Annotated in this window: 12 protein-coding genes; 4 read left to right on the top strand and 8 right to left on the bottom strand. The window is 65.9% G+C overall.

Annotated elements, in window-relative coordinates; all coding sequences use genetic code 11:
• Window positions 1-130: 130 nt before the first annotated feature.
• Window positions 131-943, top strand: coding sequence for a class D beta-lactamase (blaOXA, locus tag AC1DKD_RS24265; RefSeq protein WP_441636678.1), 813 nt, complete (start codon window positions 131-133; stop codon window positions 941-943).
• A gap of 76 nt (window positions 944-1,019) precedes the next feature.
• Window positions 1,020-1,922, top strand: coding sequence for a class A beta-lactamase (gene bla, locus AC1DKD_RS24270; protein ID WP_441636680.1), 903 nt, complete (start codon window positions 1,020-1,022; stop codon window positions 1,920-1,922).
• A 47-nt stretch (window positions 1,923-1,969) separates the two neighbouring features.
• Here the strand turns inward: bla and rtcR are convergent, their stop codons facing one another.
• Complete coding sequence (gene rtcR, locus AC1DKD_RS24275; RefSeq protein ID WP_441636682.1) at window positions 1,970-3,580, bottom strand: RNA repair transcriptional activator RtcR; 1,611 nt, start codon at window positions 3,578-3,580, stop codon at window positions 1,970-1,972.
• An 872-nt stretch (window positions 3,581-4,452) separates the two neighbouring features.
• Between rtcR and AC1DKD_RS24280 the strand changes: the two genes are divergently transcribed.
• Together AC1DKD_RS24280 and rtcA are read left to right on the top strand one after the other, a co-directional pair.
• Window positions 4,453-5,682, top strand: coding sequence for an RtcB family protein (locus tag AC1DKD_RS24280; RefSeq protein WP_441636684.1), 1,230 nt, complete (start codon window positions 4,453-4,455; stop codon window positions 5,680-5,682).
• Window positions 5,683-5,768: 86 nt separating this feature from the next.
• On the top strand, window positions 5,769-6,788 hold the full coding sequence (gene rtcA / locus AC1DKD_RS24285) for an RNA 3'-terminal phosphate cyclase (protein WP_441636686.1): 1,020 nt from the start codon (window positions 5,769-5,771) through the stop codon (window positions 6,786-6,788).
• A gap of 11 nt (window positions 6,789-6,799) precedes the next feature.
• Here rtcA and fliR read toward each other — a convergent pair whose 3' ends face one another.
• The 7 genes from fliR to fliL form a co-directional block, all read right to left on the bottom strand.
• Window positions 6,800-7,585, bottom strand: a complete 786-nt coding sequence (fliR, locus tag AC1DKD_RS24290; protein ID WP_441636688.1) for a flagellar biosynthetic protein FliR — start codon at window positions 7,583-7,585, stop codon at window positions 6,800-6,802.
• 43 nt (window positions 7,586-7,628) lie between these two features.
• Window positions 7,629-7,898, bottom strand: coding sequence for a flagellar biosynthesis protein FliQ (fliQ, locus tag AC1DKD_RS24295; protein ID WP_035870540.1), 270 nt, complete (start codon window positions 7,896-7,898; stop codon window positions 7,629-7,631).
• A gap of 36 nt (window positions 7,899-7,934) precedes the next feature.
• Complete coding sequence (fliP, locus tag AC1DKD_RS24300) at window positions 7,935-8,624, bottom strand: flagellar type III secretion system pore protein FliP (protein WP_200876802.1); 690 nt, start codon at window positions 8,622-8,624, stop codon at window positions 7,935-7,937.
• A 137-nt stretch (window positions 8,625-8,761) separates the two neighbouring features.
• The gene (gene fliO, locus AC1DKD_RS24305) at window positions 8,762-9,280 is read right to left on the bottom strand and encodes a flagellar biosynthetic protein FliO (RefSeq protein ID WP_477111309.1); all 519 of its coding nucleotides are present in this window, start codon (window positions 9,278-9,280) and stop codon (window positions 8,762-8,764) included.
• Complete coding sequence (gene fliN / locus AC1DKD_RS24310) at window positions 9,277-9,732, bottom strand: flagellar motor switch protein FliN (protein WP_276287103.1); 456 nt, start codon at window positions 9,730-9,732, stop codon at window positions 9,277-9,279. The genes fliO and fliN overlap by 4 nt, the downstream gene beginning before the upstream one ends.
• Window positions 9,725-10,732, bottom strand: coding sequence for a flagellar motor switch protein FliM (fliM, locus tag AC1DKD_RS24315; RefSeq protein ID WP_045241242.1), 1,008 nt, complete (start codon window positions 10,730-10,732; stop codon window positions 9,725-9,727). The genes fliN and fliM overlap by 8 nt, the downstream gene beginning before the upstream one ends.
• A gap of 159 nt (window positions 10,733-10,891) precedes the next feature.
• Window positions 10,892-11,377 (bottom strand): flagellar basal body-associated protein FliL, encoded by a 486-nt coding sequence (gene fliL, locus AC1DKD_RS24320; protein ID WP_441636233.1) that lies wholly within the window; start codon window positions 11,375-11,377, stop codon window positions 10,892-10,894.
• Window positions 11,378-11,687: the final 310 nt, after the last annotated feature.

Genomic DNA, 11,687 nt, shown 5'->3' on the forward strand with positions numbered 1-11,687 from the left:
AGGCCTGGCCAGCAATCCCGTGCTCCCTTGCCGATGTTCGTACCCCGGCACGTCACCGGCACGGCTGCAGGGACCGCCACTTCTTCGCAGCGACGGCGGCGCGGGGTGGCTCCGATCACTACTAAGAACAATGGAGAGAATCTTGAAGCAAACCGCAATCCTGGCCGCGCTATGCGCGGCGCTCTCGGTCTCAACGGCCCGTGCGGAAGTGCTCTGCACGGTAATGGCGGACGCCGCCAGCGGCAAGATCCTGAAACAGGAGGGCACCTGCGGCCAGCGCGTGACCGCCGCATCGACGTTCAAGGTGCCCCTGAGCCTGATGGGCTTCGACTCGGGGCTGCTGGTGGACGAGCATGCGCCGGCCATGCCGTTTCGTGCGGAGTATCGCGAGAGCAATCCCGCCAAGCGCGTCACAACGGATCCCGAACGCTGGATGAAGACTTCGGTCGTGTGGTACTCGCAGCAGTTGACGCAACAGCTTGGCGAAGCGCGCTTCCGGCGCTATGTGGGCGAGTTTCAATATGGAAACGGCGATGTGTCGGGGGACCCCGGGAAGCACAATGGGCTGACGCACTCATGGCTCAGCTCGTCGCTGAGGATCTCGCCGCTGGAGCAGGTCGCCTTCCTGGCGAAGGTGGTCAATCGCAAATTGCCCGTCTCCGCGCATGCTTACGACATGACGAGCCGGATCATGGCGATCGGCGTGCTGCCGGACGGATGGGCCGTGCACGGCAAGACGGGCACCGGCGCTCCGATCCTGGCCAATGGGTCCGAGGACTGGAACCACGGCTATGGATGGTTTGTCGGCTGGGCGACGAAGGCGGGCCGCAGCGTGGTGTTTGCCCGCCTGACCCAGGATGAAAAGAAGGAGTCGGTCGGCGCCGGCTTGCGCACGCGGGAAGCGTTCATGCAGGAGCTGCCGGGACTATTGGCCTCCCGCTAAGGCCGCCGCATCCGACGGATGCCATGTCAGCCGGAATGGCAAATGGCATCCGTTCCAACATCACAGGAAAAGACAGATGAGACACTCACCCGTTCGCCGCACGCTGCTGCTTGCCGCTGCTTCGGTTCCTTTTACCAGCGCCTGTACCTCGTTGGCAGGCAGAGCCGGGGGGAGCGCCGCGGCGCAAGACCGCCTTGCCGCTCTCGAGTCCGCAGCGGGCGGGCGGCTTGGGGTCGCGGCGCTGAATACGGCCAACGGCGCGCGGATCAGCCACCGCGCCAGCGAACGCTTTCCGCTCTGCAGCACATTCAAGGTGCTCGCGGCATCCGCCATCCTGCAGCGCAGCGCGGCGGAAAGCGGACTGCTGCAACGACGCATCGCCTACACGAAAGACGAACTCGTTGCGTATTCACCGGTCACCGGAAAGCACGCAGGCGAAGGCATGACGGTTTCGGAGCTCTGCGCGGCCGCTCTCCAGTACAGCGACAACACGGCTGCCAACCTGCTGATGAAGATACTTGGCGGTCCCGCCGCCGTGACGGCGTTTGCCCGCTCGATCGGCGACGACGCGTTCCGGCTCGACCGCTGGGAGACCGAACTCAACACGGCGATACCGGGCGATCCGCGCGACACGTCGACACCCGCGGCGATGTCGCGGAGCCTGCAACGGCTCGCGCTGGGCGATGCGCTGGGCGCGGCGGAACGCGGCAGGCTGGTGGCATGGATGCGCGGCAACACGACCGGCGCGACGCGCATCCGCGCCGGCGTGCCGGCGGATTGGCAGGTGGCGGACAAGACCGGTTCCGGCGACTACGGCGCGGCCAATGATATTGCCGTGGCGTGGCCCCCCGGAAAGCCGCCTGTCGTGATGGCGATCTATTTCACGCAAGGCGACAAGGACGCGGCATATCGGAACGACGTGCTGGCAACGGCCGCGCGGATCGTGGCCGATGCGATTGGCCAGGCCGGCATGGCCTGAGCGGGCTTCGTGCTTCGTTTCCTCACGCAGAGGACGGGGGCCGCCCCTCAGGCCCGGCTGGCGGCGGCGAACGTCAGGCCGAACTTGCCGAGGTACTTGGCCAGCCGGTCGCTGTCGTTGCTGCTGCTCTTGCCCAGCCGCGAAACCGCGAACAGTTGGCGCCCGGCCTCGGCCTGGCTACGGCTGCGCTGGCACACACCCAGCACGTAGTCGAGCTGGACCAGGTCGAAAGGGTCCGTGGCGGCCAGCACGGCGGGGTCCAGCAGCGCTTGTGCCAGGGGCTGGCCGGGCACCTTGCCGTTCTCTTGTTCGTCGCCGCCGTCCTGCCAGGATTCGCTCAGGCGCGTTATCTCCGCGTCCACGGCGGCCGCATTGATGCGGCCGCTGTCGGCCAGCGTCATCATGCGCGTCACTGAAGCCGCGAGGTCGCGGAAGTTGCCGCGCCAGCAGGCCTGCGGGGACACCGCGAAATCCAGCCACGCCAGGCGCGCCTCCTTGTTGAAGCGCACCTGGCTGCCGAGCTCGCGTGCCTGGCGCGCGAGCTCGTAATCCAGGTTGGGCTCCACGTCTTCGGGGCGCTCGGCCAGCCCCGGCAAGCGATAAGTCCACAAGTTGATGCGGGCGAACAAGTCCTCGCGGAAACGCCCCGCGCGCACTTCCACGCGCAAGTCCCGGTTGGTGCCGGCGATCAGCTGGAAATCGCTCTGCACCTCCTTGTCGCCGCCCACGGGAAAGAACCGTTTCTCCTCGATTGCCTTGAGCAGCATGGCCTGCTCATCCAGCCCCAGCTCGCCGATCTCGTCCAGGAAAAGCAGGCCCTGGTGGGCCGATCGCAGCCAGCCCGTGCGCTCGCCCTGCGCGCCGGTAAAGGCGCCCTTGACGTGGCCGAACAAGGCGGACATGGCGCCGTCGCCGCGGATGGTGGCGCAGTTCACCTCCACGAAGCCGCCGCTCAGTTGATGCCGGCCCTTCTTCAGTTCAAACACCCGCCGCGCCAGGAAGGACTTGCCGGCGCCGGTGGGGCCGGTCAGCAGCACCGGCGCGCGCGAGCGCAGCACCACGCGCTCGATCTCGTCGATCATGCGGTTGAAGGCGGGATTACGGGTGGCGATGCCGGACTTGAGCAGCGATACCGCGTCCTGCTGCTCGCGCGAGAAGCGCGCGGCGAGCTGGTCGTAGCGGGACAGGTCGAGGTCGATGGCGGCATAGCTGCCCGGCTGGCCACTGGCCTGCCGCAAGGGTGGCGAGGTTTGCAGCAGGCAGGCCGGCAGGTAGCGCGCCTCGGTCAGCAGGAACAGGCAGATCTGCGCCACGTGCGTGCCGGTGGTGATATGCACCCAGTAATCCTCGCGCTCCGTATCGAAGCGGTAGCCGCGCGCGAACTCATGCAGCGAGGCATAGACCTCGCTGAAATCCCAGGGATCCTCCAGCGCCAGCAGGTTCAGCCTGACCTCGGTCTCCGGCGAAACCTTGGCGATATCGGCCGCGACCTGTTCGGCCAGCGTCCGGTGGCGGGCCGTATGGAGAAGCTCGAAGCGGTCTACCAGCAGGTCTTCGTGCTGGCACAGTGCGACCGTGGGCCGCCATTTCTCCCAGCGCGCGGAGCCCTTGCCGCGGTCGAGTTGCGTGCCAATGAAGCCGATGACGACTTTTTTCATGTTCTCTTAATTTATATATAGCTAGATAAATATATATAAATAGAGGCACTTCAACAAGCCAAAATCCGGCATTCATTTTCCATCTGTCGAAGAAAAATCTATTTATATCAATGGCTTGCCGGCTTTGTGCCCAAGCCGGCCGTGCCCTGGCACACCGATTGCTGAATAGAGACCATCGAATACGGTGCGGGCCGAAAGCCAACGGCAGCCAAACCAGGCGCAAGACGCCACCGCCCGCACCGGCAACACACTAGTCTCCAGGGAGAATGCGAATGGCAAATACCAATCTGTTCCAGGGCCAGCGTGGCCGCCCGATCGTTGCCGCCTTCGCCGCCGGGCAGTTGCATGCCGGGCACTGGGTGGGCGAGATCTCGGCGCTCAACCTGTGAAGTCGAAAGCTTGTGAAATTGTGAGGTTGTGAAGTTCGGCGGTGGCCGGCGAATGCCGGGCAGACTACATCCAAGGCTTGTCTGTCCTGACCCTTGTCGCCGGTTGCCGCCCCCGAGCCTGCATACCCCAAGCGCCCCGCGCGGCGCCTGCGGTATGCGGACTTGCCACGAATGCTGGCCAGGATTACATCTGGTGATTGCCGGTTCGATTCCGGCTGCTGCGCAGGACGGCAGCGTCAATCCGGCCGATCCTCGTCGTGGCGGAGCCGCATTCTTTCAGGTTGACGGGCGAATGCCTGTGGAACTACATCACTGGTAATGAGGAGGTTGCGGGTGCGAGTCCCGCCGCTAAACCGGATTGGCCGGGGCAGCGTAGCTCAACGATAGAGCGCCGGTTCCACAACCACTAGTCGCCCACTTATTTTGGTATCTTGCTGGCCACTGCCAGCGTAGTCCCGCCGCAAGGCAAAGAGAGAAGCAGAGATGACCTCCAAGGAGAATTACGACGTATTCCGGACCGGCAAGGGCCGTCCGGTCAAGATGTGGACCCACGGCGTGCCGGTCGACGAGGGCGCCCGCGCGCAACTCGCCAACACCGCCCAGATGCCGTTCATCTTCAAGCACCTGGCCGTGATGCCGGACGTGCACCTGGGCAAGGGCTCGACCATCGGTTCGGTGATCCCGACGCAGGGCGCCATCATCCCGGCGGCGGTGGGCGTGGATATCGGTTGCGGCATGATTGCGGTCAAGACCACGCTGTGCGCCGGCGACCTGCCCGATAACCTGGGCCCGCTGCGCAGCGCCATCGAGAAAGCCGTGCCGCACGGGCGCTCGAACAACCGCGGCGGACGCGACAAGGGCGCCTGGGGCGAAGTACCGGATACGGTGGATGCCAGCTGGGCCGCCCTGGCCGGCGGCTTCGAACGGATCACGCAGAAGTACCCCAAGCTGACGCGCACCAACAACCGCAACCACCTGGGTACGCTGGGTACCGGCAACCACTTTATCGAAGTCTGCCTGGACGAGAGCCAGTCGGTCTGGTTCATGCTGCACTCGGGGTCGCGCGGGGTGGGTAATGCCATCGGCAATACCTTCATCGAGCTGGCACAGGCGGATATGCGCCGCCACTTCATCAACCTGCCGGACCGCGACCTGGCCTATCTGGTGGAAGGTAGCCAGCACTATGAGGACTACGTGTTCGCGGTGGAGTGGGCGCAGCAGTATGCGCGGCGCAACCGCGAACTGATGATGGCCAATGTGCTGGACGCCGCCCGCGCCGTGATCGGCAAGCCCTTCGCGGCGGAGATGGAAGCAGTGAACTGTCACCACAACTACGTGCAGAAGGAGCGCCACTTCGGCGAAGACGTGCTGGTGACACGCAAGGGCGCGGTGAGCGCCAAGGCCGGCGAACTCGGCATCATCCCGGGCTCGATGGGCGCGCGCTCCTACATCGTGCGCGGCAAGGGCAATGAAGAGTCGTTCTGCTCCTGCAGCCACGGCGCGGGCCGCACCATGAGCCGGACCGAAGCCAAGCGCCACTTTACGGTGGACGACCAGCGGCGCGCCACGGAAGGCGTGGAGTGCCGCAAGGACGCCGAGGTGATCGACGAGATCCCGATGGCGTACAAGGATATCGACGCCGTGATGGCGGCGCAGTCAGATCTGGTCGAAATCGTCCACACGCTCAAGCAGGTGGTGTGCGTGAAGGGCTGAGCGATGCCGAAGCCACCGGCGCGGACCGGGACGGGAAACGTCCCCGGCCGCGCCGGCATAACAACAAGAACAGACGAGTAAACGCAATGATGGAAATCGACGGCTCCTACGGCGAGGGCGGCGGGCAGATCCTGCGCACCGCGCTGTCGCTGGCCATGGTGACCGGCACGCCGGTGCATATCGCCAATGTGCGCGCCCGGCGCAGCAAGCCGGGGCTGATGCGCCAGCACCTGACCGCCGTGGTCGCGGCGCAGGCGATCAGCGGTGCGCGCACCGAAGGCGCGGCGATCGGCTCGACCGCGCTGACTTTCGCGCCGGGGCCGGTGCGCGCCGGCAACTACGACTTCGCCATCGGCTCCGCCGGCAGTTGCACGCTGGTGCTGCAGACGCTGCTGCCCGCGCTGTGGAGCGCGCCCGGCGATGAGAGCTTCACCCTGACCCTGTCGGGCGGCACCCACAACCCCATGGCACCCTCGGCGACCTTCCTGCGCGATGCGTGGCTGCCGCTGATGGCGCGCATGGGCGCGGCGGCTGACCTGACGCTGCGCCGCCACGGCTTTTATCCCGCGGGCGGGGGCCAACTGACAGTGAGCGGATGCTCCGGCGCGGCATGGTGCGCGCTTGCGCTGGAAGAGCGCGGCACGCCCGGCGTGGCCGACGCGCGTGCGCTGATCGCCGGCGTGCCGCTTCACGTGGCGCGGCGCGAGCTTGACCTGGTGGGCGAGTTGATGGGATGGGAGGCGAGCCAGTTGCACGTGGGCGGCCTGCGGCACGAGGAAGGGCCGGGCAATGCGGTGCTGCTGACGCTGCCGCACCAGCACGTTACCGAGGTGTTCTGCGAGTCCGGCAAAAAGGGCCGTACGGCGGAGAGCGTGGCGGGCGCCGCCTGCCGCCAGGCACGCGCCTACCTGGCCGGCAAGGGCGCGGTGGGCCCGCACCTGGCCGATCAACTGCTGTTGCCGATGGCGCTGGCGGGTGGCGGGAGCTTTACGGTGGACGAAGTAACCGATCACCTGCGCAGCAATGCAGAAGTGATTGGCAAGTTCCTGCCGGTGGAGATCGGGTTTGAAACCCTGGCCGGGTGTACGCGCGTGGTGGTGTCCTGAGGCCCCGGCCCTCAGCGTCCAAACTGCCCCAGCACCATCCCCACCGTACTCAATCCGCCCTCGATCAGCCGCCCCATGTAGGTGCTTATCTGCGGCATGATCAGCATCATCATCAAGATGCCGCCGCCCAGCGTGACCGGGAACCCGACCGCGAAGATCGACAGTTGCGGCGAGGCGCGGTTCAGGATGCCCATGGCGAGATTGAGGGTGAGCAGCGCGGCGATCAGCGGCAGCGCCAGCAGCAGCCCGGACGAGAACACCGTGGCGCCGGCGCCCGCCACCGCGGCCCAGCCCGCGCCGGTGAGCGGCTGGGCGGCGATCGGCAGCGCGGCGAAGCTGTCGGCGACGGTGGCCAGCAGCATCAGGTGGCCGTCCATCGCCAGGAACATCAGCATGGCCACCACGTTGAGAAAGCGCGACAGCACCATGGTCTGGCCGCCGGAGGAGCGGTCGTAGAAGGAGGCGAACGACAGGCCCATCTGCAGGCCGATGGTTTCGCCGGCGAACTGCACGGCGGCGAACACCAGCCGCATGCTGAATCCCACCGCCAGCCCGATGCCGACCTCGTTGAGAATGATCAGCAGGCCCTCGAGCGAGTACACCGGCACCAGCGGCAGCTTGTCGATGGTGGGCGAGATGATCACCGCCATCAGCGCCGCCAGCGCGACCTTGGCCCGCCTCGGGATGGTCGATTCCCCGAACAGCGGCGCGGTGCCGATCAGCGCCAGCATCCGGAACATGGGCCAGAGGAAGGCGGCGATCCAGGCGTAGAGCTGGGCGGAGGTGACGGAGAGCACGGCGGCGGGCCTGGCTAAAGCGCGGTCAGTCGCGGCGCCGGGCTTAGTGCACCAGGGCGGGAATGCCCTGGAACACTTCGCGCATGTAGTCGACGAAGGTGTTGATCATCCACGGGCCGGCCAGCACCATGGTGGCGAACAGCGCCAGCAGCTTCGGGATAAAGGACAGCGTCATTTCATTGATCTGCGTGGCGGCCTGGAACAGGCTCACCACCAGGCCGGCCACGAGCGCCACCAGCAGCAGCGGCGCCGACAGCATCAGGGTCATCTTCATCGCCTGGGTGGCGATGGTCATTACGGTTTCCGGAGTCATGGCGAATAGGCCTAGGGTGGGGCAGGCGCCCCGTGATCAGTTCAGGAAGCTCTGCGCCAGCGAGCCAAGCAGCAGTTGCCACCCGTCCACCAGCACGAACAGCATCAGCTTGAATGGCAGCGCGATGGTGGCCGGCGGCACCATCATCATGCCCATCGCCATCAGCACGCTGGCGACCACCAGGTCGATGATCAGGAAGGGGATAAAGACAGTAAAGCCGATCTGGAACGCGGTCTTGAGTTCGCTGGTGACAAAGGCGGGCACCAGGATACGCATCTGCACGTCTTCCGGGCCTTGCATCTCGGGCGCCTTGGCCATCTGGGCGAACAGCGCCAGGTCCTTCTCGCGGGTCTGCTTGAGCATGAACGCCTTGAGCGGCGCGGCGGCCTTGGCGGCGGCGTCTTCCAGGCTGAGCTTGTTTTCGGACAGCGGCTTGTAGGCGTCGGTGTAGATGCGGTCGAACACCGGCGACATGACGAAGAAGGTCAGGAACAGCGACAGTCCCACCAGCACCTGGTTGGGCGGCGAGCTGGCCGTGCCCAGCGCATTGCGCAGCAGCCCCAGCACGATGATGATGCGCGTGAAGCCCGTCATCATCAGCATGGCCGCCGGCAGGAAGGACAGCGAGGTCAGCAGTACCAGCGTCTGCACCGACAGCGACCAGGTCTGGCTGCCGCCCGGACCCGCCTTGCTGGTCAGCCCCGGCAGCGCTTGCGCATGCGCCATGGCCGGCAACAGCACCAGCGCGAGGCACGCGCAGGCCAGCAGGGCCGCGAGCGCAAGCCGGGCGGGCTGGCTGAGGTATTCGCGGAAGGACTGGAGGTGGTGTTGCAGGGAGCGCCGGGGGGCGTCAGGCAGGAAATTCATGACTTCAGGTTGTCTTGCATGGCGCGCAGCAGCTTTTGTCCAAAGCTGCCGGCCGGAACCTGGCTTGCCGCGCCGCCGGGATTCTGGTCCGGCTTGTGCGCGGCTTGCGCGGGCAAAGTGTGGAGCGTGCGAATCTCGCCGGCGCTGACACCCAGCACCAGGCAGGTGTCGCCGACTTCCACCATGACCAGGCGCTGGCGCGCCCCGAGCATGGTGCTGCCTATCACTTTCATCTGGCCGCCCTGGCCATGGCGCACCAGGCCAGCGCGGCGCGCCAGCCAGGCCAGCAGCAGGATCAGCGCGATGACGGCGAACAGGCCGAGGCCGGCCTGCGCCAGTCCCGACGCGGCGCCAACGCCGACATGGCTGCCGGCGCCGACGCCGCTGCCGACCGTGCCGGTACCGGCAGGGCTGGCGGCAACCGCGCTGGCCTGCGCGGCCGCGGGCGCGGCATGCGCCAGGGCCACGCCGGCGGCTAGCGCGGCGGTGGCGGTCCGGCGCGGGCTGGCGTTCATCGGTTGAGCTTCCGGATGCGTTCGGACGGCGTGATGATGTCTGTCAGGCGGATGCCGAACTTGTCGTTCACCACCACCACTTCGCCCTGGGCGATCAGGTAGCCGTTGACCAGCACGTCCATCGGCTCGCCGGCCAGGCCGTCGAGTTCCACCACCGAGCCCTGGGCCAGCTGCAGCAGGGTCTTGATCGGCACCTTGGTGCGACCGAGCTCTACCGTGAGCTGGACCGGGATATCGAGAATCATCTCGATATCGTTGTGGAAGGCGCTGGGCGTGTCCTTCTCCAGCGGCTGGAAGACCTTGGAGGCGGCCGGCGTTGCTGTGGCTGGCGTGGCGACGGCCTGGGCAGGCGCGGCGGCAGCGGCGAGATCCTCGGCGCTGGTCTGCTCCGCCAGGGCACTGGCCCAGTCGTCCATCGGGTCGGCCGGGATGTCCTCTTTGCCGTCAGTCATGGTCGGTTTCCTTGTTGGAATCGATTTCTTGGTGATTGATCATCCGTTCTACCCGCAACGCATACTGGCCGTTCATGGTGCCAAAGCCAGCCTGCATCACGGGCACGCCATCGACCTTGCCGAAGATCTGCTCGGGCAACTCGATGGGGAGTACATCGCCGACGCGCAGCGCCAGCACATCGGCTACGGTGCTTTCCACGTGGGCAAATTCGGCTACCAGGTCTACCTCGGCCGCGCGGATCTGCTGCGACAGCTGAGAGATCCAGCGCTTGTCGACTTCGACCTCGTCCTGCAGCGGGTTCATCAGCAGGTCGCGCACCGGCTCGATCATCGAGTACGGGAAGCAGACGTGAAGCTGGCCGCCGACGGCGCCGAGTTCGATATGGAAGGCCGTTGTTACCACCACCTCGCTGAGCATGGCGATGTTGGCAAACTTGGTGTGCATTTCCGAGCGGATGTATTCCAGCTCGATCGGGTGCACCGCCTGCCAGGCGCTGCCATAGCTGGAGAGCGCCAGGTCCAGCAGGCGCCGGATGATGCGCTGCTCGGTCTGGGTAAAGTCGCGCCCTTCCACGCGGGTGTGGAAGCGCCCGTCGCCGCCGAACAGGTTGTCGACCACCAGGAACACCAGGTTGGGGTCGAACACGAACAGCGACGTGCCGCGGAACGGCTTCATGTGCACCAGGTTCAGGTTCGTCGGTACCGGCAGGTTGCGCACAAAGTCGCCGTACTTCTCGATGCGGATCGAGCCTACGGAGATGTCGGCGCCGCGGCGGATGAAGTTGAACAGCTGGGTGCGAAGCTGGCGGGCAAAGCGCTCGTTGATGATCTCGAGCGTGTGCAGCCGGCCGCGCACGATACGTTCTTGCGTGGCCAGGTTGTACGGGCGCACGCCATCCTCGGAGACCGGCGCGGCGACCTCGGGCGTGTCGGTCTCGCCCGACACGCCTTTCAGTAATTCGTCTACCTCGTCCTGCGAGAGGAACTTGTCGTAGGCCATCTAGTGTCCTGCCCCGTGAGTGCCGTGATGAATGAAAGCGACCATTTGCCCGGATTGCCTATGAGCCCGCGCGCTGGCGTTGGCGCGCACGCTGTGAAACGTGCAAGGCGGACAAGGACGGATTCATATCGGATTTGCTGGTGGGGCAGGGCAAAGCGCTTACTGCACCACGAAGGAAGTGAATAGGACGTCCAGGATCTGCTGTTTGGGCAGGTTGGGCGCGAACGGCTGGCTGATGGCATTCTGGATTTCCTGGGCCAGCTTGCGCTTGCCTTCCACCGTCGCCAGGTCTGGCGGCTGCTTGGCCGACAGCAGCAGCAAGATGCGGCTGCGGACTTCCGGCAGGTATTCGGTGATGCGCGCCTGGTTCTGCGCGTCCGCCACCTTGAGCGACAAACCGGTATGCAGGAAGCGGTCGCCGTCATCGCTCTTCAGATTGACGGTAAATGCTTCCAACGGCACAAAAATTGGCGGCGGTACAACCGGTGCGGCGGGCACGGCCGGTTGGCGGTTGCTCAGGATGTTGCCCAGAAAAAAGCCCCCGGCACCCAGCGCAGCGACGAGCACGACGCCGAGAAGCAGCAGCAGTCGCCCGCGCTTGCTCGTGTTGCCGTCAGCCTGGGAAGAAGTGAGCGTATTCGCCATGAGATGCCTGTATCGGAATGCCCTGCCATTCTTGAGGGAATCAGGGGCAAGCAAAGGGCCGAAAAAAAGGGTGAAACCCGCTCAGCTTGGCCCTTTGAGCCGAGCAGGTCTTGTCATCCGAGCGATGCGGATGGTCTTACAGGGGTTAACGAATGGCGGACACGGAACTTGAGCGGGATGTTCAAGGAAAACCCGTACTGGGGGCCGGACAGCGGGTGGCGCCGGGGTCGGGCGGCCGGTTCGCCGCCGCTTGGGCGAGCCGGCGCGGCCGGTCATCCGCCGCCCGCTCCGCCGTGCGTCGGGGTGGGGG

It is taken from the genome of Cupriavidus sp. 05T313 (assembly GCF_056396665.1).